Consider the following 20,494-nt stretch of genomic DNA (forward strand, 5'->3'; position numbering starts at 1 on the left):
ATTTATGACAAAACTTGTTCTCCAAATCTTTTCCTCAAGAAAAGGCAAAAAGTTGTTCTACTCTTTGTCTATTTATTATTACAAATCAATATTATAGGCTTTCATTTTATAATATAGGGTACTTCTAGGCATGTTCAGTGCCTCAGCTACCTTAGTTTTATATTTATATTTTTTAATTGCCCGTTGGATAAGTTCTTTTTCGTCCTCTATTCCTAAAATATTATTCTCTTGGGGACTATTAATCACACTTTCCGGCAGGAATTTTTCCTTGATAATGCCCTCCTCTGATAAAATAACCAGTCGTTCCATGACATTTTTGAGTTCTCTTATATTGCCAGGCCAGCTATAATGGGTGAGATATTCTATAACCTTGGGCTGGATAGCCTTTATATCCACATCATATTCCTTTGAATACATATGAAGAAAATCCTTGGCTAAGGGAATAATATCTTCTCTTCTCTCCTGTAAAGAAGGTAGATTGATGTTTATCACATTTAATCTATAATATAGGTCCTTTCTAAAGCTCCCTTCCTTTACCATCTCTTTTAAATCTTTATTGGTAGCGGCAATCACCCTAACCTGGATATGCACAGGTTTTGTCCCCCCTACCCTATAAAAGGAATGCTCCTGCAATACCCTTAAAAGTTTTGCTTGCATATCTAGATGAAGTTCTCCTATCTCGTCTAAGAAGATGGTCCCTTGATTCGCTGTCTCAAATAGACCCATTTTTCCTTCCTTGCTTGCCCCCGTGAAGGCCCCCTTTTCATATCCAAAAAATTCACTTTCACACAGATTGTAAGGAATAGCCCCACAATTCACCTTAATAAAGGGTTTATGGCTGATAAGGCTGCTCTCGTATATAGCATCGGCAAAAACTTCCTTCCCTGTGCCACTTTCACCACAGAGGAGTATAGTCGCCGAGGTTTTTGCTACTCTTTTACATATGGAAATCACATTTTCCATCTTTCTACTGGAGGTTTTAATTGCGCCAAAACTTACCTTATCCTGCTTTATCCTTTGCAGTTTATCTTCAAGATAGATTAGTTTATTCTTGGTCCTATCCAATTCTTGTATAAGCTCTTTGGTTTTTGTAATATCCTTTAGGGTTGTCAAAAAATAGGTTTTCCGCTCCATATCAAACTCAGAGGTATGCAAGGTGAACATTTGGTTTTCTATTTCAAAAATGATTTCATTCTCTTTGCTTCTTCCATAGGTTTCCCCATCTAGTAGGTTTCCTATGGGGCCATCAAGTAAATTATGCTCTAGAGCAAATATCTCTTGGATTTTGTAATTAAAATACTGAATTTTCCCCTGACTGTCACTGATGATGACCCCATAATCCATTTCATTAAATATGGAATGTAAAAAGTCCACCGCACTATCTAATCTTTGGGAAAAACCATCACATATGGATATGGTGGTCAACATCCCTATCATTTTTCCCTTATCTACAACTGGGGCTCTCCCCACTCCTAATTTTCTTAAATAACTTCTAACCTCTAATAAATCCTCTTGAGGGGAAACCGTCACAAGGTTTTTGCTCATCACTTCATAAGTAAAATTGTCATCCTGTAGACCCCTAGCATATCCCTTAGTCAAGTCAGTAGTGGTGACTATACCCATTAAGTTTTCTTGATCATCAGAGATTACAGCTTCCCTCACCCGATGATTAAGTAATGCATGGTTTAGTTCCCCTAAGGTTGTATACTGATCCACCATGATAAAATTTTTATCCACACAGTCCCTAACCTTTATATTGACTAAATATGACTTTTCCATAATTCCTCCATACAAGCTTTTGCTCTTATTATAACATACTACCCCATATGGTGTAGAGGTAGCCCCATAAGATCATGGGCTGCTTCCATAATGGTTTCTGCCGTTGTGGGATGGGCATGGACTGTCTGAGCAATATCCTCAGCAGTCAATCCTTTTCTAATGGCCAAGGTCAATTGGGGAATAAGATCAGTGGCATGCACCCCTATAATATGAGCTCCTAATAATTTCTGTGTTTTCTCCTCACACATTAATTTAACAAAACCCTCTGTTGCCCCATAGGATAGGGCCTTACCATTGGCTCCAAAGGGGAATTTGGAAACTTTATATTTGATATTTTTAGCCTTTACTTCTTCCTCCGTCAGTCCCACATAGGCAATTTCAGGATCAGTAAAAATGCCTGCAGGAATGATATCCTCTGTAGAAACCTCCCTGCCTAAAATATTTTCAACGGCTACTATTCCTTGATGGGAGGCAACATGGGCCAATAATATTTTCCCATTGACATCCCCTATGGCATAGATATTGGGAATGTTGGTTTGCAAATGTTCATTTACAGCAATTCCCTTTGGACTATATTCTATGCCCACTTCTTCTAGGCCTATATTATCTACATTTAGACTTCTTCCAATGGATATAAATACCTTGTGGGAATATATAGCCTTTTCCTTTCCCTCTTGTTCCAGTACTACCACACTGTCTCCATTATCCAGTTCTAAGATTTTTGTCACCTTTGAGGAGGTGTAAAGATGAATGCCCTCTGCCTTAGCTATGGATTGTAATTCTTGGGAAATATCTCCATCGCACATAGGAAGAATTCTATCCATCATTTCTACAACATTTACTTTAACCCCCATGTTATTGAGAATAAAAGCCACCTCCATGCCTATCACTCCACCACCAATAATGGTCATGCTGGAGGGTAAACTTTCCATATTTAAAAAATCGTTGCTGTTCATGACATTCTTGCTATCCGCTCCTGGTATAGGAATCAAACCTGGCTTTGAACCCGTGGCGATAATGATATGATCAGCCTTTATCATCCCTTCTGCATGGCTTCCCTTATATTCCACAGTATGTTTATCCTTAAATTTCCCCTCGGCCTTTACTACAGTGATTTTGTTGTGTTCCATAAGATGCTCTATACCAGATACCAACTGCTTTACCACTTGATCCTTTCTTTCCTTCACCTTTTTGTAATTTAAAGATGTACTCCCTACATTTATACCAAACTCCTTAGCATTTTTTACTGTTTTATAAACTTCTGAAGCTCTTACTAGAGCCTTGGTAGGAATGCAACCTTGGTTTAGGCAGGTACCCCCTAGCTTTTCTTTCTCAACCAATACTACCTTTGCTCCTCTTTGGGAAGCCATTATGGCTGCTACATATCCTCCGGGGCCTCCACCAAGTATTGCAATATCTGTTTCTAGGTTTTCTCTTTTTATTTTAGAGGAATCCTTTGCATGCCCAAGTTTCTCTTCCTTATTAGATGTAGTAACTTCTTCTTGAATTTTCTCTCCCTCTACGAGGATAATGACTTGACCTATAGGCAATTTTTGACCTTCTTCTACCAAAACATCTATAACTTTCCCTTGATATTCTGAAATGATGGTATGATTAAGCTTGCCTGCTGTGATGTCTACTATTTCATCTCCTAAATTTAAAGTATCCCCTTTTTTCTTGTACAACTTTCTGACTGTACCTTCTTTTATTTTAGCTGATATCTGTGGCATATCTATTTTATACTCCATGAACTTTCCTCCCATATCTCTTAAAAATAATTATCGAAAAACCACTATCGTCATGATAAGAATATAGAAAAGTTTAGTCCCTGCCAGCAAGACCAACTTTCCTATTTCAAAATAAAAAGGGCTTTAGCCCTTTTTATTTTGAAATAATCACATCGGTTTCTACAAAATTAACAGTATTTTTTAGACTATCCCCTACAGGGCATCTAGAGTCGATGAATTTCGCAAATTCTCTCACTTTATCCTCTGGAGAACTGCTCTTTATATGCATAGTATATCTTATTTCTTGGTATCCTGGTCTTACATCAGAAAGCCCCATAAAACCTTCAACATCAAGATCTCCTTCAATTTCAACCCAAAAATCTTGTAAGTCAATGCCCTGGGATTCGGCAAAGGCAGAAGCGACTATGGTTTGACACCCTCCAAGCCCACATAAAATCATTTCCATAGGATTCATGCCCTTATCAGTGCCACCTTCATCTATAGGTTCATCCATAATTACCTTAAAACCTCTAGATTCTCCTTCTACCTCCAAACCACTTACCCGTTTAACTTTTGCCTTTAACGTATGTACACCCATGTAAATCCCTCCTATTGTTTGTTTTGATATTTTTATTGTACCCTATTGGAAATCCTTTTCAAACTCTGCAATACTTTCCTTTACTAAGGACACAGTAAAGGCCATGGAAGGTCCACCACCAAAGGCCACAGCTACTTGAGCAGCTTCCATAATTTCTTCTTTGGTAGCTCCTGCTTCAAAAGCCTTATACACATGATAAACAATACAATATTCACACCGATTATAGGCTCCTATGGCAACACTCATTAATTCTTTTACCTTAACAGATAGAGCTCCCTCTTGGTAGGCTGCCCCCAAAAGTCCCATAAAACTCCCTACAAATTCTGGTGATTCTTCTCCTACTTGGTCTAATCCTCCTACAAACTCGTTTAACATTTCCCTTGGATTTCTGCTCATAGCATTGCCTCCTTGTATTATATTTAACAATATATAATGCAAGCATCATGCCAAAAGTTTAACATTCCATAATGCTCTAACACCAAGGGATATAAAAATAGCGATGAAATATTTTTGTACAATAACTGTCTAAATGTGCAAAAATGTCTAAATTGATTTTCTGTCCTACTTTGCTTTTTATTGGTTATGCAGAGTAACCACTATTACTTCCGGAGGATTCAACACTCTAAGGGGAAAAAGACTATTGCCTAGTCCCCGGCTGACCACCATGGAGGTAATCTTTTCATGATATATGCCCTTTGTATATTTGGGAAATAACCCCTGATTGGGTGCAACTAGGCCTCCAACGAAGGGAATTCGAATTTGTCCTCCATGGGCATGTCCACTAAAAACTAAGTCTATATTATTATCTCTATAGACTTCAAACTGTTCCGGACGATGGGAAAGCAAAATGTGAAAATTGGTATTGCTCTTTTCCAAAAGTTTTGTAAGACCCTCTTGAAAATACTCTCTGCTCTCTTCTTTAGGGTACTCCCCTTCCTTTAATCCAATAGCAGGATCGGCAATCCCCATAAGGCCAATCTTCTCTTTCTCTCGACTTAACACCCTATAGGAGTCATCCATAAGATGTACTCCCACCTTTTCCAATCCTTCCCTTAGCTCTTGATATCGATCCGACCACTCTTCATGGTTACCAGAAACAAAGTATGTGGGAGCGATGTCCACCATCTGCTTTGCAAAGTCTAGGGCTATATCTACTCTAGTATTTCTTCTATCTATTAGATCTCCCGTGATGAGGATAATATCGGGATTAATTTTCCTAACCTTCTTCTTTAGTTTTCCTTTAAAATCCTTATTGTGCAAATCTGAAATGTGTACAATTTTATAGCCCTGAAAAGCCTTAGGGATTTTGGGATTGGCAACTTCATAATTTGTTATCCCAATGGCATTATTTTGCCATAGTAAAAATGTTATTATTCCTAGGATGAAAAGAAATAAGAAAAGCATTTTTGTTGATTTTGGTTTGTATTTCATAAATAGTCCTCTCTGATTGTAATCTATTTTCTGCCCTATTCACATTGACGATTTTCATACAATATAAAAAATATCAATTCATTTTCCTACAGGGTAAATAAAGACTGCCCACTACCTTAATATGCAAGGCATATTTTTTCAACAGTTTTCTTTGCTCAAGCTTAATTTCTTATACATAATGATATGGGGGCCAATAGGCGGATAATCGAATACTTCACCGTGTGCTTTAAAACCTAATTTACTATAATATCCTTGCACAGTGGTTCTTCCTTTGCACCATAAAAAGTCAATGCCCTGTTCTTTTAATAAATTTTCCCCATGGTTAACTAATGCCCTTCCCGATCCTAACTTTCGAAAGTCTTCAAGGGTGGCCATTGCTCTTAATCGATATTGCTTTTCAATAGGAAAATCGTGATGCTTTTCAACACAAAAGGATGCCACACTTATCAGTTTTCCCTGATAAAATGCTCCCACATGAAATGCACTATCTTGGTTATCTGTATCGTATTTACAGTCTTCCATTGCCTGATGTGGACGTAGAATACGGTGTCTAATAGTATAAGTCATTTCTGGCTTAATTCTTCTAACTTCAAACATATTTTTCCTCCAATTCTTTTAAAAAATAAAATGAAATCCCTATAAATCTCCCGAAGGTGTTCTGCTTTTGTGAAAAATGAAAATTACGCCATATCAATCACGACTTAAATAAACAGTCATACAATTGCCATATTCGTGATTTTCAGTATTTATTGCTTTCTCAATTTGGAAGCCTGCTCTTTCTAATTCATGCTTATGGTATTCCCAATTTACTCCTCGATAGGAAGTACCTGCAACCATTATTTTTTTGCCCTCTACATTATTGGATCTTTCTTGCAATTCAAAGGCTGTAGAAGTGTCTGACCTTTTCTCTGATTCTCCATCCCCCATACTGACAAGCAGTAGTTTCCCCTTTGGCTGAAGGATATTAAATAGTGAATCTAAGAATTTATTGCGGTCATTATCTTCAACAAGCATGTGCAATGTAGCAATGGAATACACCCACTTATACTGCTTTTTAATCATCTTGTTTAAAAACAATGCATCGGCAACCTTCCAATTCACAACTACGCCTTTCTTTTTAGACAGTTCCTTACATTTAAGGATTGCCGATTCCGAGGCATCAACTGCTGTTACCTTGTAGCCTTCACTACTTAAATATAAAGCGTCTCTTCCTTCTCCACATCCAACTTCACAAATCTCATCATCCATTGGAATATTATTGAATTCAACCCACTCTAATAACTCTGGTGTTGGAATATCTGAAAACCACGTGAAACCCTCACTATGTACTTTTTTATACCTTTCCTCGTATGCTAAATAATACTCCCTCATAAAATATCCCTCCTAAGATTATTTCATTGAATCCCCCGCTGGAATATATAATTAAAATCATTATACCATTTATTCTCCCTCCCCCATTATCTACAAAGCAAAAATCAATAAAAATCTACCTTCCTACTTGGCTCTGTTCCATACTCCTATAATCTTGAAAATAGGGAATATATTCTGTACAATAGTTTTCTATAAAATCATTGTTTTGGTTTACATAATGTATTACAATAGATATTGTATGATAATGATTAGCCGCAGATGAAGGCTACAATAATAGGGGGGTAATTATGAAGAAAAGCTATATTTTCATAGCAGTTTCTATATTAGTGGTATTATTGATTTCTATAGCAGGTTATCAGCATTTTCAACCTAAACCTAAGGATATGAATTATACTACTTTTGTTTCTCATTTAGAGGAAGGTAAAGTTCAGGAAATAACCATAAGAAATGATGCCTTTCTAGATGTGAAAATGAAGGACAAATCTGTATTTCAAGTGCCTAATCCTCAAAGTGAATCCATGAAAGAGTATTTCTTATTAAATGAAGCTACCGTTACAAAAAGTAAAGTAAATCCCAATATGCTCTTGCAAGTATTTCTTTGGGTAGGAGTAGCTGTATTTGCTGTATTTTTATTACAGAAGGAAAGAAGCAAGGATAAAATGGAATTGGTCAATGCTAATGGTACCGAAACTAAGGATGAAACCAGCTACACCTTTGATCATGTAGCTGGCAATGATGAGGCAAAGGATATGGTGAAGGATATTATTGACTTTATTAAAGATCCAGAAAAATATTCAAAGCTTGGTGCAAAGATGCCCAGGGGAATCATGCTTTATGGACCTCCCGGCACTGGAAAGACCCTGATAGCAAAGGCAATAGCAGGAGAATCAGGAGTTCCCTTTTATGCTGTATCAGGTTCAGATTTTATACAGATGTATGTGGGGGTAGGAGCCAGCAGGATTCGCCAATTGTTTAAGAAGGCAAAGAAATCTCAAAAAGCCGTTATTTTTATTGATGAAATAGATGCTATCGGGAAAAAAAGAGCGGACAATCCTGACCAAGGCAATAGCGAGCGAGATCAAACCCTAAATGCCCTTTTAACAGAGATGTCCGGCTTTAGTACCAATTTAGGTATTGTGGTAGTGGCGGCTACCAATCGAGTGGATACTTTAGATGAGGCTTTACTTCGCCCAGGAAGATTTGACCGTCTAATTGAGGTGGGACTCCCTGATGTCAATGCCCGTCGTAGAATTTTAGGTTTACACGTGCAAAATAAGCCTTTAAATAACCATGTGGACCTAGATCAACTGGCTAGGGATACTGTCTATTTTAGTGGGGCAATGCTAGAGAGTTTGGCCAATGAAGCGGCTATTTTAGCCGCGAATGAAAACAGCACTGAAATTTATCAAAGGCATTTAAACCAAGCCTTTTATACCGTGGTAGCAGGATCTGAAAAGAAAGATAGGAGTTCTATCCATAAAGAGGATATGGAGATTACCGCTTATCACGAAAGCGGACATGCTCTAGCTACCAAGCTTTTACTTCCTAAAAATACGATTAGCAAAGTAACCATTATTCCTAGTACAAAGGGATATGGCGGATTTAATTTAAGCATTCCAGAGGATCGATTATATAGGACTAAGCAAAATATTCTAAAGGATATTAAAGTTCTTCTAGCTGGAAGGGCTGCTGAGGAACTCATCTTTGGGCTAGATAATATCACCACTGGAGCCTCCAATGATATCGAAAGAGCCTCTCGACACATAAAGGAATATGTGATGAAATTGGGCATGGATTCTGATATTGGCTTATTTAATAATGATGCTGTAAATATGAACGCTGACCCTATCATTCTAGAAAAATGTAGAGAATACATCAAAGAATTATATCAAGAGGTTAAAGGTTTATTAAATGACAATTTGGATATATTACATGCTCTAACCCAAAAGTTAATGGAAAAGGAAACCATCGGCGGGGATGATATTGATATCCTTTTAGGTAGTAAAATAGCCTAGGACAAAACTTTGCTCATAAAAAGAGGTAAACCTTAAATTTAAGGCTTACCTCTTTTTGAATTTACTTAGCTCTTAAAATTTCTATTGCATACCCATCGGGATCGGTCACGAAATAATAGTGGGGTTTTTCTCCAGGAAGACCCATAAGGTCGGTCACTTCATACCCCATATCCTTATGTTTTTGTCTAGAGGCTTCTAAATCATCTACTGAAAAAGCCATATGACTATATCCATCCCCTATTGTATAAGGGTTTTCAGGATTATAGTTATAGGTTAATTCCAGCTCATAAATCCCCTCTTCATCCCTTAGGAAAACCAAGGTAAATTCAGCCTCTGGAAAATCCTTTCTTCTTCGTTCCTTTAATCCTAGAGCTTCTTGATAAAATTTTAAGGATTTTTCTAAATCCATCACTCTAAGGCAAGTATGTAGCATTTTGTAATTCATCAACCATCCCTCCAAAGTATTTATTCTTCTTTCTTTTATTATAACAAACTTTCCCTTTATCAATTAGTCCTGTCTTTTCATTTTAATCTTTTCTTCTACATCCATAGTCATTTTCATTGTTCCCTTAGCCTTTTTCCCTACTAATTTCATTCTGCTTTCTCCTTCTCCTAGGGGAATGATTTTATCTCCTTTTTCTGTATCGGATAGAATATTGATCACTTCCTTCTCTGGAGTGATAAGAACTACTTTAAAATCCCCCTTGTGGACAACTGATTCAAAATGAAATGTAACCTCCCCTTCTTCCTCAGCCATAAACTTATATACGGTATCCATTCCTGTAAAGGAAGTGAAGGTGATATCTATTTCATTTCCTGCACCTTTTCCCTCTCTAATTTTATAAGTATAGCTGTCCTCTTCTTTGGTTATTTTATTATCATCGTCAAATATACTTTGCTGATAGCTAGTGATAGAACTACAGCCAGTAATACTTGAAAGGATGAAAATGGTTAGAATAGATAATATACATTTTTTATAGTCTTTCATTGTCTTAGCCTCCTCCTTGCAACTCAAAAATCATTGTACAAATGAAGATTATACTCTACAACTTGAACCTCTATCTAAATAATTTCTAACTGCCCACGCCTGTGCCTTTATATACATTTTTTCCTCTATATTCTCCATCGAAATCCAATTAAATATATGATCATTTTCAATGGGTTCAGATATCTTACTAGCTATCTTTCCTGAATAATAAAACTGAAGGGGATGAAAATATCCTAATTCATTATGTAAACAATATTCTTCAGCACAACCAATATAATCTTGAATAACAACATCATATCCTGTTTCTTCAAGACATTCACGTTTAATACATTCTATGTGATTTTCCTTCTCCTCAAATCCTCCCCCTAAAAGAAAATAACCTTTTGGGGTTTGCACTACTGCAAGCATATTTTTTTCCACTGCAATTAAATATGCTCCTTTTCGATCATAATATTTAACCCCATCTATTCTCTTGCCCAATGTTTTATCAACCATCGTATATTCATCCTTCTATCCGTAATCCTTACTATACAATATTTAACTTAACAACAAAAGCACCTGTCTTTCCCTATGGACAGATGGTATATCCCCTATATAACTTAGGCTTTAGCTCGCCCCATAGCCCGAAATATTGTAAAATACGCTAGAAACTTTGGGGAGTGTTTTCATCATTATTCATATATTTTCTTAGTTTTTATTTTAAAGATAAAATAATAATATTTAAAGATTACTACCAATAAAATAAATAGTTTTAGATACAAATTTTTGAGGGTTATGAAGGGAAAAGATAACATCAAATCCGAAATCAACATCAATGTTATTTTTCTTTTTAATGTCATGGATCTATCTCTGATAAAATCCTCCGCATAGGACTTGTATATTCTTGTACTTCTAAACCATAAATCAAAACGGTCAGATCCCTTTACAAAAAATACAGAAGCCAAAATAAGAAAGGGAGTGGTGGGTAGTACAGGCACAATGACTCCTACCATCCCCAAGCCCATAAAAAACATTCCTAAAGTAATGAATAATAGATTATATAACTTCATGCTATCCCCTCTTTTTCCCCAATAATGATCATCATAGTAACATTATACCCCTTAGGAATAAAATTCATCTGTATTATTGATTTGCTGTCCAAGTTTTGCCTGTTTTGATGGAGGACTATATAAGGATACGAAAGCTTTTTCCTAACTCCTTATAATATTTTCTCAAAGGCTAATCTTTCTCCCCCATCTTCTAGATAAATGATTCCACAATATTGAAATTTATTTTTTTCTAAGAGTTTTTGCATAGGAGTATTGTCTTTATGGGTGTCTACTCTAATACTATGAATCCCTCTGTTTAAGCAAATTTTCTCTATATCCTCTATTATAATAGAGGATATACCCATCCCTCTACACTCATGGGCAACCGCTATTCTATGGATGGCCCCATAATCTTGGGCACTCTTCCAGCTCCCCTGCACAATATTTTCATAGCTTTTTTCCCGATCAAAGGTTAATGCGACCGTACCCACTATAAGATTATCCTTCACGAATACATACGAATTGTCATGGCGCATATCCATTTTTATAGTTTCTATGTTTGGATAATTATTCTGCCATTGATCAATGCCCTTCTTTCTAAAATATTCTTGAGCCTCTCGGATAATGTCCATTATGAAAGAAATATCCTCTTTCTTTGCTTTACGAAAGTTCAATTGTACACCTCCTAATATCGATATAAAAAATTTATATCATAAAAAAGGAATTTTTGAAAGTTCTATAAAAATAAATCTTCTTATTCCATAGGCCTAAACTTGCATAGAGTATTTTTATCCCTATATAATATAAGAAAAAGATGAGGTGATGAAAATGGGTATCATCGATATGCATTGCGATACTATCTATAGTATTTATCATGGAGAAGAAAAAAGTTTATCAAAAAACTCCTATTCCATCGATATTGAAAAACTAAAGAAGGGAAATGTTCTTGCACAGTTTTTTGCCCTATACATTGACAAAGGGTGGATTGATGAGAAACATTTGGATATTTATCAGCACGCAAAGGATCTATATAGGGTATTCTCCTCTCAAATGGAAGACAATAAAGAAAATATCCGTCATGCCACTAGCCATAAGGACTTGCAAAAAAATATCCAAGAAGGAAAGATTTCTGCCTTTTTAACCATTGAAGAAGGAGATTTCCTCCAGGGCAAATTAGAAAGATTGGATGAATTTTATGCCTTAGGTCTAGGATTAATTACTTTAACTTGGAATTATGAAAACTGCATTGGTTATCCCAACTCCTCAGATAGAAACCTTATGGCTAAGGGATTAAAGCCCTTTGGTTTTGAAGTAGTGGAAAGAATGAACCAATTGGGCATGATTATAGATGTTTCCCATCTGTCTGATGGTGGCTTTTATGACTGTATTCAGCATTCCAACAAGCCAATCGTGGCCTCCCATTCCTGTGCAAGATCTTTAGTCAATGTTCCACGGAATATGACCGATGATATGTTGAAATTATTAGGAGAAAAGGGTGGTATGGTAGGCATTAACTTCAGCCCCAATTTCTTAGGACCAGATAGAGATAAAGTCAGTAGAGTAAAATACATGGTAGAACATATTAAATATATGAAAAATATAGCCGGCATTGATGCCATTGGTCTAGGTACAGATTTTGACGGCATTGGGGGCGAATTGGAAATAAAAGATATGGGAGAAATAGATAAATTAATCATCGCTTTAGAGCAAGCACATTTCCATCCCGATGAAATAGAAAAAATATGTACTAAAAATGCGGAAAGAATTATAAAAGAATGCATTGGATAAATGAAATAGCTGGGGGATAGATAAATCCCCCAGCTATTTTACTCCCTCAACATTTTCTTCTTTCTTTCATATTCCTCTTCAGAAATTTCCCCTCGGGCAAATCTCTCATTCAAAATATCCAGGGCACTATTTTTCTGTATCCCCGCATTATGATTGCTTTTTTGTACAAGTCTTACAATGATATACACCATCAGTCCTACAATCAATAGAGGCAGAAACATGAAAAGCCAAGGCAGTCCCATTCTATATCCATAGTGCATCATAATGATCACCCCATTATTTTCTCTATATCCCTTTATTATAACACAATAGCATAAATAAAAACCTGAGATTCCATTTTACTTTATAGAACAAGCATTAATTCAACAATCCAAGTCTGATCCTTTCTGCCAAGTCTTTTATATGGGTTTCAATGGTGGAAATAACAGCTTTGAATTCCCCATCACTTTTACCAGTTGGATCATCTAATCCCCAATCCTCTCGATGCTTGCAGGGAAGGTAAGGACAATCCACATTACACCCCATAGTAACGACAATATCCACAGGGGGAATATCCTGCAATAACTTACTGTATTGTTCCTTCTCCATATCTATTAAATAGATTTCCTTCATTAGTCTTACTGCATCTTGGTTTATTTGCTCTTTAATTTCCGTGCCTGCCGAATAGCTTTTAAAAACATCACTGGCAAAGCACTTCCCCAATGCTTCTGCTATTTGACTACGACATGAATTGTGGACACAGACAAAGGCTACCTTTGGTTTATAATTCTTCACCACTTATCCTCCCTTTCCTATTTCCTTTAAAACCATCCTCTTGTATTGTTTGCTATCTTAATAAGAGTAAGCATCACTAGCATCTCTATAAGGATTATATTTTCTTAAGAATTTGATAGGTTTTAAAATGATCCACTTGACCAGTAAATGCAGGCTGTCCTCCTATAAAGGTAATGGGAGGTTGATATCCCCTATTGATCACTGCCATTTCAGATTTATAGCTACCTAAATCATCTTCTTCTAAATCAATAAAAATCATTTCAATCTTATCCCACATATCTGTCTGTTTAAGAAAATTTCTAAGCTCTTCATATATTTCTATTGTGGTTGGATCCTCACTAGGACCGCAGTCTGTGCTTGGGCCTCATCCACATGGCTCTGCTACTGCTTGATTTTTTATTCCAAACATTTCAATTTTGATTTTTTCTCCCATTAGATTCCCTCCCTGAAAATATCTTATCTACAATTCTTTTTAACATTTAAAATGATTCATTTCCCTGGGCAAGCTCTATTCTAAGAGTTTACTTAGATTTTTACCCTTTACTTCCTCTGAAATCCACTGTACAACTGCAAAATTCCCTTTAGAAACCTCATTAACCTTGTTCATCCATTCTATTTCATTACTTGCTTTTACCTTCAAAATATCATTGGTTGTATGGGTCGCATAGAAACTTGAATTGATCACCCACCACTTAACATAAATGTCTGCTCTATTTAAGTCTTCTTCTAGCCTTATAGCCTCATAAACTGGTGTGGTCTCTGCATGGGTAATAATGATTACTTCAGTTTCTTGTTCATTCCTTAGCTTAGGCAGTAGTTTCTTAACAGACTCCGGTATATCTCCTCGGGATCTTGCTATCTCCTTATGATAGCTTTGGGTTGAATCTAAAAGTAGTAATGTATGCCCCGTTGGTGCTGTATCAATAACTACAACTTCATTTTCAGACCTTTCAACAATCTCGGCAAAGGCCCTAAATACCGCAATTTCTTGGGTACAGGGAGATCTTAAGTCCTCTTCTATATAGGCAATATCATCATCATTCATTGTTTCTCTTGCTTTGCTTAATACTTCCTCTTTATATTTTTCTAGCTCTTTTTTCTCATCAATGCTGCTTATGGTAATGCCGTACCCCTCTTCTAAAACAAATTTTAAATGTGCTGCTGGATCGGTAGTAGTTAGATGAACTTTCTTCCCCTTTTTCGCTAGTTCTAGGGCAATTGAAGCTGCTATTGTGGTTTTACCTACTCCACCTTTACCCATGGTAAATATGACCTTCTTATTAGATTCATATACATCTTGGATTACATCCTTGAGATAAGGAATATTTTCAACATCTAATACAACATTACTGTGTTTTATATCATCATTCTTGAAAAAAGCCCTTACATTCTCTATTCCAGTGACATTATATGGTCTTAGAGGGATTTCAAAAGTCCTAATAGATTTAAGACCTTCTGGCATATCCCCTAATGCTGCTTTTTGTTTTATATAAATAGCAGTAGAAAGTTCATCATCGTGTCCCTGTAACATCCCATTGATGACTAAAAGCTGATTATTTACCCCTATATCCTGCAATTCTATCGAAGCTCTTTCAGCTTCTTTTAAAGCTGCTACCTCAGGGCGAGATACAAGGATAAGTGTAGTTTTTTCTCCATCTGATAGGTTTTGCACTGCATTTTTATAAATCTCCTTCTTATCTTCTAGCCCTGATAATTGCCCTAAACAGGATGCTCCATGGGTATTTTCACTAATAAAATTGCTCCATGCCGAAGGCAGTTGAAGCATTCTTAATGTATGACCTGTAGGTGCAGTGTCAAATATAATATGATGGTACTCTTCTGCTGCCTTTTTATCGGTGATAAAACTAGAGAATTCATTGAAAGCTGCTATCTCTACTGTACATGATCCTGAAAGTTGTTCTTCCATATTTTCCAGAACAACTTCTGGCAGTTTCCCTCTATAGGGGCCAATCACACTTTCCCTATACTCCGCTGCAGCCTTTTCTGGCTCAAAATTTGCTACGACTAAATTGGGGACTTCTTTTATAGGTACTCCTTTGTTATCTAATTCTGTATGGAATACGTCTTGAAGATTGGAGGCCGGATCCGTGCTAATCAGCATAATTCTTTTCCCTTTATCTGCCAAGGCTACTGCAATGGCACAAGCCGTTGAGGTTTTACCAACTCCACCTTTCCCTGTGAAAAACAAGTATTTCGTTAAGTTGATCTCGGCTACATCAAATTTTTTCAATGGCATATAAACCCCTCTTTTCCTATATTATTAACAACAACTACTATTATTAGGATCGCACCCCTCTGATGCTTTTTCATCCACTACTTTCAAATCATCTTCTTTTATATCTAATAGGTTACAGAATTCTTCATTTGTAGGATACTGTCTTATTTTTACCACAACCCCATCGACCATTGTAACTGGTAGAATTTCTATGCCTTCCTTGTCTAGCATCTGATTGATTTCCCCATTTTGAATAAAGGCTAAAGGATTGCTCGTTAAATTGTGTCTTTCAATGAATACACCATTTTTAGTTAGATGATTGATTACTGTAGACACCCTTAATAGTTCTGGATCCACTGATGGACCACAAACTCCTGTTGGACAACACATAGCTGGTTCGAAAATAATCATTTTTTTCATTATTACACACTCCCTTTTATTTGCATTGGCATTTGCTTTTATCTTTACAGATACATTCCTCCGTATCTGTCATAAGATTTTCAAGAAATAATATAAGCTTATTACAGTTAGGGTCATTCAGTGAGTAATGACTCCATAACCCTTCCTTTCTGCACTCTACAATGCCGCATTCCATCAAAACTTTCATATGATGAGAAAGAGTTGGCTGTGTAAAGTCAAAGTGCTCTAAGATATCACAAGCACACCTTTCTCCGCAGGACAAGATGTCTATTATTTTAAGTCTATTAGGGTCAGAAAGTGCTTTAATGATTTTTGCATTATCCTTATAACGTTGTTCCACTTAACCACCTCCTTCAAGGATTTTACGGAAATATACAATGTTTCCATTGACTTTTATCTAGTCTATTCACCCTGCATTAAAATTTAATTTATTATATAGATGTTTATCTATATACAGTATATTCCTATATATAGATAACTGTCAATGTTTTATTCAAACTTTTCCATATGTATATCATGAAAATTAAGCAAAAAAACCTAAAAGACATGAATAATCTAGTAATGCACTAAAAATTTTTCATGTCTTTAGGTTAATTTTCTATCCCTACATCATTTTTTCATTGCATAAGGATATGTCTAGTTAGAAATCTACATCAAATCATATTAAACATCCTCATGCCCACAAGGATAATGGCACTATCTGCTAAGATATGTACCACCCATGAATTCACAAAATTATTTGTCTTAGTATCTAGCCAGTTAAAAATAGACGCTATGGTAATTAAACCAAAGAGGGCTAACCCCAGGAGCATAGGGTTAAACCATGTCTGAAAAATGGCTATATGATACAGGGCAAACAATAGGGAAGAATAGATATAGGCAAATGCTTTGGCGTTTTGATGGTAAAGGTTCAAAAATATAAATCCCCTAAAGAAAAATTCCTCTAAAAAAGAATTTCCAAAGGTGATATAAAGGCCAATCAAAATAAAATTAGAGGGGGAGATATTGGATTTTGTCTGGAGTTCCTGGGCGATGTTATAAAAATCAATATACCTTCCCAGGATGAGATAGGCTATAATGATCACCCCAAAGGACAATATCCCTAGCACTAATCCTGATTTCAAAGGGAATTTCTCTCTTTTTCTAAAATTCAAGCTTGCTTTAATCTGGGATTTCTTCACAAATTTTAGATAAACATAAGGAATCACCATAAATAAGATTAGTTTTGCTATAGTTTTCGTGATATAGTCCACAACCAAAACCTGCTCCACCAAGTATAATAGGATACAAGCGATAAGAGAAGTGACAAAAATATAGGTTTTTTCCATAAATAATTTCTCCCTACATGATTTTTTATTATATTTCCTATTTTCCACTCTCCTAGAGCCACTCTCCATTGTTTCTTTTTCTCAAAAGACTAAATAAGCCTCTCTGCACTTTCCTCTGTAGTAGCCTAGGGTAACCTCTTTAAAATATTCTATAGGATGGCTTGAAAATCCTCTACATTAAAAGTTATTGTAGTGAATCTTGTCATAGGATAGCTGGTCTTTATCATGGGGTTTGGCCTCTTGGGCAGGATAACCTAGGGCAATCATACATTCCACATCGTATTTTTGGGGGATAGATAAAACCTCTTTTAAATAATCCCCTACCTTGCCCCCCTCTGGCGTTTCTCGCTTTCTCACTTGTATCCAGCAGGAACCAAGACCTAGAAAATGGGCTTGTAATTGCAAAATAGTGGCCACTATGGAACAGTCCTCCACCCAAACATCCGAAGCTTCTGGATTTCCCAGGACTACCACTCCCAAGGCAGCTCCTGCCATAAACCCAGAGGCCCTTCCTCTACACTGGGATAATTGATTGAGAATTTCCTTATCCTTTACTACAATCAGCTCCCAGGGTCTTCGATTTTTGGATGAAGGGGCCATAAGAGCTCCTTGCAAAAGTTCCTGAATTTTTTCCTCTTCTACTTCTCTTTCCATAAATCTTCGAATACTTCTTCTCGTTCTTAGTAATTCTAACATTCTATACACCTTCCTCTTTTTTAGAAGTTTTTAAAGTTCTCTTTCTTTTCTCTCCCATAAAATCCCCTAGGAAAAAGGACCTAAGCACTCCCCTTAGTATTTGATGAAATTTCCAATCTTCTCCTTAAATCATCATAGCATAATTATACCCTTTGATGCCAAAATTCATCTCTAGCATTTATCATTACTAAAAATTTTGTCCCTTTATCCAAAAAAAGAGATACTACCTAAGTTCCCGGTAGCATCTCCTGCTCAATGTTTTGCTCTTTAAAATAAATCTGAACTTATGGGATGATAATCACCGTATTTGAGATAGTCTCTACAGTTTATGCCTATATCTTATTCTTGAATAATAATTCCCATTAACCTGGCAAGGGAGACAGCCTGTACTGATGTTACGATTGCTCCTCTCACATCTTCAACCCTAGCTCCCATACCTTCTATATCACAACTGGTAAAGTCAATTCCCTCTAATTGGGTACCAAAGAATTGGCATTGTGTCATCTCTGTATCCGTAAATCCTATCTTTGAAAATTTGCTCTCATAAAAATCTGAAAAAGCTATTTGACAATGATTAAATAGCACTTGCTTACAATTGGAAAATCTAAAGGATGCATATCGCCCGTTGCACTGCTTAAAAACAACATTCTTCATTGTAGAATCACTTAAATCCATCCCTGTAATTTTGCAATTGATAAATTGGGCTCTATGAATAGAGGATTCTGTGAAATTAGCATTGGAAAAATCGCAGTTTTCAAATCTTACATCGGTTATATCACTCTGCTTAAAAAGAGCATTGGCGAATATCACATTTCTAAATACTATTTCATCAAAGGTTATCCCTTTGAGCTCATCATTTTCCAAGGAACAGTCTTGAATAAATGCTGTAGAAATTAAATCTTGATCTGCTATGCTATTATCGGCTAAGTCAAACTCCGGCAAATCCTTGGGAATCTTAGGTTGTACTATTTTTATATTCTCTTTATTTTTTGTCATAGACTCCTCCATCTATAAATGATTAATTTATAATCTTTGGGCTGTTCTATAAACCAATCCAAGATATTAATTATATGCTATCAGATGAAGAGCTTAAATGCCATAGGGACTGTTTAATGAATGCCCTTATCCATCATATTTTGAATCATAGAATCAAAGCCAGAACTATTGTACATAAACATTACCATATCTGAATCAGTGTTTTGTATTATCTCTTCATAGCTCATATCAATATTTTCTATATTTCTAGGATCAACAAATTGAACCTGAGTAAATAAATCGGCAAACATTAATGTCGTTGGGGCTTGATAGGAATCCCTAAACACAAGAATCTTTTTGTCTATTAGAGCATTATCATTTTTTATTTTCAGGATATTACACACATTCCCCCGAATGTAGGCTCCGCCATAATCCCATTTGTTTTTATCCCTGTGAGTAGCAATAACATCCTCTTCTTTTACTGGCTTATCTTTTTTGCCATCATTTAAGAAATATTGATAGGTTTGATTTTCTAAATAAACATAGCTAGGGTATTCTCGCTCCTTTACTACCATGTTTAGATTTCGATTATAACTGCCTACAAAGTCCTTTTCTTTATATTCTTTGGTCTTATACTGATTAAAGTGCCTTTGTAGCTCTTCAGAAGAAATACCAAGATTCATTTTTTGTGCCATTAATTTAAACCCTTCAAAGGCCCCCGTCCCCTTCCAGTGGTGGTCAGTTTTAAAATACAATCTCTCAAGCTCTTTCCCACTAAATTTGCCTAGCATATCTCTATCTATATCTAAAAATTTTATATTATTTGCATTTAATCGAGATTGGAAAGCCTTTTTATTGATATCAATATTTTCTTTGTTATCTACCAATTTAGGATATAGGTGCCTTAGCATATTGGTTTTATGGGGAGTTAGGTTAAAATACACATCTTTTCCCCTATCATGGCTAATTTGGGCTAACTCATTGATACTATTAGCATATTTGTCTACTTCTTGAGAGGTCAAAATTTTGGGAAACATCCCTAAAATCCAATTATCCTTCCCAAGATAATAATTCCCCACTATGCTTTTATCTAGCTTTGCTTCAAACATTCTATTCATACTCATCATTTCTTCTCTCAATACAAATTGATCGGTATAATATTTTTCAAATTTAGAAGGAAAACTGCCCTCTTTAATGTCCTTAATGGTGGGTTTTTTTTCTAAATTTCTGTTTTCTGACGCACTTATAATTTTATCCGGCATCAATATATTGATGAAAAAGAACATAAATAACATTATCAAAAATGGAACCGCTATATACTTTGCTTTTTTCTCATTCAT

24 protein-coding genes are annotated in these 20,494 nt (G+C 35.9%); 2 read left to right on the top strand and 22 right to left on the bottom strand.

Annotation, left to right across the window (positions count from 1 at the left end):
• Window positions 1-78: 78 nt before the first annotated feature.
• The 7 genes from NSA47_RS06145 to NSA47_RS06175 all read right to left on the bottom strand — a co-directional run bounded on the left by NSA47_RS06145 (window position 79) and on the right by NSA47_RS06175 (window position 6,906).
• Window positions 79-1,779, bottom strand: coding sequence for a sigma-54-dependent Fis family transcriptional regulator (locus NSA47_RS06145; protein ID WP_257530074.1), 1,701 nt, complete (start codon window positions 1,777-1,779; stop codon window positions 79-81).
• Window positions 1,780-1,817: 38 nt separating this feature from the next.
• Complete coding sequence (gene lpdA / locus NSA47_RS06150; protein ID WP_257530075.1) at window positions 1,818-3,527, bottom strand: dihydrolipoyl dehydrogenase; 1,710 nt, start codon at window positions 3,525-3,527, stop codon at window positions 1,818-1,820.
• Window positions 3,528-3,660: 133 nt separating this feature from the next.
• The gene (locus NSA47_RS06155; protein ID WP_257530077.1) at window positions 3,661-4,104 is read right to left on the bottom strand and encodes an OsmC family protein; all 444 of its coding nucleotides are present in this window, start codon (window positions 4,102-4,104) and stop codon (window positions 3,661-3,663) included.
• A 42-nt stretch (window positions 4,105-4,146) separates the two neighbouring features.
• A complete protein-coding gene (locus NSA47_RS06160) occupies window positions 4,147-4,500 on the bottom strand; it encodes a carboxymuconolactone decarboxylase family protein (RefSeq protein ID WP_257530079.1) in 354 nt (117 codons plus the stop codon).
• Window positions 4,501-4,677: 177 nt separating this feature from the next.
• Window positions 4,678-5,535, bottom strand: coding sequence for a metallophosphoesterase (locus NSA47_RS06165; protein ID WP_257530081.1), 858 nt, complete (start codon window positions 5,533-5,535; stop codon window positions 4,678-4,680).
• 138 nt (window positions 5,536-5,673) lie between these two features.
• The gene (locus tag NSA47_RS06170) at window positions 5,674-6,132 is read right to left on the bottom strand and encodes a GNAT family N-acetyltransferase (protein WP_257530082.1); all 459 of its coding nucleotides are present in this window, start codon (window positions 6,130-6,132) and stop codon (window positions 5,674-5,676) included.
• Window positions 6,133-6,225: 93 nt separating this feature from the next.
• The gene (locus NSA47_RS06175) at window positions 6,226-6,906 is read right to left on the bottom strand and encodes a class I SAM-dependent methyltransferase (protein ID WP_257530083.1); all 681 of its coding nucleotides are present in this window, start codon (window positions 6,904-6,906) and stop codon (window positions 6,226-6,228) included.
• Window positions 6,907-7,193: 287 nt separating this feature from the next.
• On the opposite strand from NSA47_RS06175, the gene NSA47_RS06180 reads away from it, so the two are divergent.
• On the top strand, window positions 7,194-8,921 hold the full coding sequence (locus tag NSA47_RS06180; RefSeq protein WP_257530084.1) for an ATP-dependent metallopeptidase FtsH/Yme1/Tma family protein: 1,728 nt from the start codon (window positions 7,194-7,196) through the stop codon (window positions 8,919-8,921).
• A gap of 61 nt (window positions 8,922-8,982) precedes the next feature.
• Here the strand turns inward: NSA47_RS06180 and gloA are convergent, their stop codons facing one another.
• From gloA to NSA47_RS06205, 5 genes are all read right to left on the bottom strand, one after another.
• On the bottom strand, window positions 8,983-9,366 hold the full coding sequence (gloA, locus tag NSA47_RS06185) for a lactoylglutathione lyase (protein ID WP_257530085.1): 384 nt from the start codon (window positions 9,364-9,366) through the stop codon (window positions 8,983-8,985).
• Between the two features lie 63 nt (window positions 9,367-9,429).
• Window positions 9,430-9,909: a hypothetical protein gene (locus tag NSA47_RS06190; RefSeq protein WP_257530086.1), complete on the bottom strand. Its 480-nt coding sequence runs from the start codon at window positions 9,907-9,909 to the stop codon at window positions 9,430-9,432.
• Window positions 9,910-9,957: 48 nt separating this feature from the next.
• A complete protein-coding gene (locus NSA47_RS06195) occupies window positions 9,958-10,404 on the bottom strand; it encodes an NUDIX domain-containing protein (protein WP_257530087.1) in 447 nt (148 codons plus the stop codon).
• A gap of 176 nt (window positions 10,405-10,580) precedes the next feature.
• Complete coding sequence (locus tag NSA47_RS06200; RefSeq protein WP_257530088.1) at window positions 10,581-10,958, bottom strand: YbaN family protein; 378 nt, start codon at window positions 10,956-10,958, stop codon at window positions 10,581-10,583.
• 149 nt (window positions 10,959-11,107) lie between these two features.
• Window positions 11,108-11,611 carry a GNAT family N-acetyltransferase gene (locus tag NSA47_RS06205; RefSeq protein WP_257530089.1) on the bottom strand — a complete coding sequence of 168 codons (504 nt, stop codon included), beginning with the start codon at window positions 11,609-11,611 and terminating at the stop codon, window positions 11,108-11,110.
• 154 nt (window positions 11,612-11,765) lie between these two features.
• On the opposite strand from NSA47_RS06205, the gene NSA47_RS06210 reads away from it, so the two are divergent.
• Entirely contained in the window at window positions 11,766-12,725 is a 960-nt protein-coding gene (locus tag NSA47_RS06210; RefSeq protein ID WP_257530090.1) for a dipeptidase, read from the top strand.
• A gap of 38 nt (window positions 12,726-12,763) precedes the next feature.
• Here NSA47_RS06210 and NSA47_RS06215 read toward each other — a convergent pair whose 3' ends face one another.
• The 10 genes from NSA47_RS06215 to NSA47_RS06260 form a co-directional block, all read right to left on the bottom strand.
• Complete coding sequence (locus NSA47_RS06215; protein ID WP_257530336.1) at window positions 12,764-12,988, bottom strand: SHOCT domain-containing protein; 225 nt, start codon at window positions 12,986-12,988, stop codon at window positions 12,764-12,766.
• 94 nt (window positions 12,989-13,082) lie between these two features.
• Window positions 13,083-13,499 (bottom strand): arsenate reductase ArsC, encoded by a 417-nt coding sequence (locus NSA47_RS06220; RefSeq protein WP_257530091.1) that lies wholly within the window; start codon window positions 13,497-13,499, stop codon window positions 13,083-13,085.
• A gap of 94 nt (window positions 13,500-13,593) precedes the next feature.
• Window positions 13,594-13,776, bottom strand: a complete 183-nt coding sequence (locus NSA47_RS06225) for a hypothetical protein (RefSeq protein WP_257530092.1) — start codon at window positions 13,774-13,776, stop codon at window positions 13,594-13,596.
• 231 nt (window positions 13,777-14,007) lie between these two features.
• On the bottom strand, window positions 14,008-15,756 hold the full coding sequence (gene arsA / locus NSA47_RS06230; RefSeq protein ID WP_257530093.1) for an arsenical pump-driving ATPase: 1,749 nt from the start codon (window positions 15,754-15,756) through the stop codon (window positions 14,008-14,010).
• Window positions 15,757-15,780: 24 nt separating this feature from the next.
• Complete coding sequence (gene arsD / locus NSA47_RS06235; RefSeq protein WP_257530094.1) at window positions 15,781-16,155, bottom strand: arsenite efflux transporter metallochaperone ArsD; 375 nt, start codon at window positions 16,153-16,155, stop codon at window positions 15,781-15,783.
• A gap of 16 nt (window positions 16,156-16,171) precedes the next feature.
• Complete coding sequence (locus NSA47_RS06240) at window positions 16,172-16,495, bottom strand: ArsR/SmtB family transcription factor (RefSeq protein WP_257530095.1); 324 nt, start codon at window positions 16,493-16,495, stop codon at window positions 16,172-16,174.
• Between the two features lie 313 nt (window positions 16,496-16,808).
• A complete protein-coding gene (locus NSA47_RS06245) occupies window positions 16,809-17,483 on the bottom strand; it encodes a CPBP family intramembrane glutamic endopeptidase (RefSeq protein ID WP_257530096.1) in 675 nt (224 codons plus the stop codon).
• 177 nt (window positions 17,484-17,660) lie between these two features.
• A complete protein-coding gene (locus tag NSA47_RS06250) occupies window positions 17,661-18,179 on the bottom strand; it encodes a nitroreductase family protein (RefSeq protein WP_257530097.1) in 519 nt (172 codons plus the stop codon).
• Between the two features lie 339 nt (window positions 18,180-18,518).
• Window positions 18,519-19,175 (bottom strand): pentapeptide repeat-containing protein, encoded by a 657-nt coding sequence (locus tag NSA47_RS06255; RefSeq protein ID WP_257530098.1) that lies wholly within the window; start codon window positions 19,173-19,175, stop codon window positions 18,519-18,521.
• 113 nt (window positions 19,176-19,288) lie between these two features.
• Window positions 19,289-20,494, bottom strand: coding sequence for an alginate O-acetyltransferase AlgX-related protein (locus NSA47_RS06260; RefSeq protein WP_257530099.1), 1,206 nt, complete (start codon window positions 20,492-20,494; stop codon window positions 19,289-19,291).

Source organism: Irregularibacter muris (assembly GCF_024622505.1).
In the GTDB taxonomy this organism is placed as follows: domain Bacteria; phylum Bacillota; class Clostridia; order Eubacteriales; family Garciellaceae; genus Irregularibacter; species Irregularibacter muris.

Coding starts and splice junctions, on each gene's coding strand:
- NSA47_RS06180 (WP_257530084.1), top strand. CDS start 7,194: ATGAAGAAAAGCTATATTTTCATAGCAGTTTCTATATTAGTGGTATTA.
- gloA (WP_257530085.1), bottom strand. CDS start 9,366: ATGAATTACAAAATGCTACATACTTGCCTTAGAGTGATGGATTTAGAA.
- NSA47_RS06200 (WP_257530088.1), bottom strand. CDS start 10,958: ATGAAGTTATATAATCTATTATTCATTACTTTAGGAATGTTTTTTATG.
- NSA47_RS06210 (WP_257530090.1), top strand. CDS start 11,766: ATGGGTATCATCGATATGCATTGCGATACTATCTATAGTATTTATCAT.
- NSA47_RS06170 (WP_257530082.1), bottom strand. CDS start 6,132: ATGTTTGAAGTTAGAAGAATTAAGCCAGAAATGACTTATACTATTAGA.
- NSA47_RS06195 (WP_257530087.1), bottom strand. CDS start 10,404: ATGGTTGATAAAACATTGGGCAAGAGAATAGATGGGGTTAAATATTAT.
- NSA47_RS06155 (WP_257530077.1), bottom strand. CDS start 4,104: ATGGGTGTACATACGTTAAAGGCAAAAGTTAAACGGGTAAGTGGTTTG.
- NSA47_RS06225 (WP_257530092.1), bottom strand. CDS start 13,776: ATGTGGGATAAGATTGAAATGATTTTTATTGATTTAGAAGAAGATGAT.
- lpdA (WP_257530075.1), bottom strand. CDS start 3,527: ATGGAGTATAAAATAGATATGCCACAGATATCAGCTAAAATAAAAGAA.
- NSA47_RS06160 (WP_257530079.1), bottom strand. CDS start 4,500: ATGAGCAGAAATCCAAGGGAAATGTTAAACGAGTTTGTAGGAGGATTA.
- NSA47_RS06165 (WP_257530081.1), bottom strand. CDS start 5,535: ATGAAATACAAACCAAAATCAACAAAAATGCTTTTCTTATTTCTTTTC.
- NSA47_RS06175 (WP_257530083.1), bottom strand. CDS start 6,906: ATGAGGGAGTATTATTTAGCATACGAGGAAAGGTATAAAAAAGTACAT.
- NSA47_RS06190 (WP_257530086.1), bottom strand. CDS start 9,909: ATGAAAGACTATAAAAAATGTATATTATCTATTCTAACCATTTTCATC.
- arsD (WP_257530094.1), bottom strand. CDS start 16,155: ATGAAAAAAATGATTATTTTCGAACCAGCTATGTGTTGTCCAACAGGA.
- NSA47_RS06260 (WP_257530099.1), bottom strand. CDS start 20,494: ATGAATGAGAAAAAAGCAAAGTATATAGCGGTTCCATTTTTGATAATG.
- arsA (WP_257530093.1), bottom strand. CDS start 15,756: ATGCCATTGAAAAAATTTGATGTAGCCGAGATCAACTTAACGAAATAC.
- NSA47_RS06255 (WP_257530098.1), bottom strand. CDS start 19,175: ATGACAAAAAATAAAGAGAATATAAAAATAGTACAACCTAAGATTCCC.
- NSA47_RS06250 (WP_257530097.1), bottom strand. CDS start 18,179: ATGTTAGAATTACTAAGAACGAGAAGAAGTATTCGAAGATTTATGGAA.
- NSA47_RS06245 (WP_257530096.1), bottom strand. CDS start 17,483: ATGGAAAAAACCTATATTTTTGTCACTTCTCTTATCGCTTGTATCCTA.
- NSA47_RS06215 (WP_257530336.1), bottom strand. CDS start 12,988: ATGATGCACTATGGATATAGAATGGGACTGCCTTGGCTTTTCATGTTT.
- NSA47_RS06145 (WP_257530074.1), bottom strand. CDS start 1,779: ATGGAAAAGTCATATTTAGTCAATATAAAGGTTAGGGACTGTGTGGAT.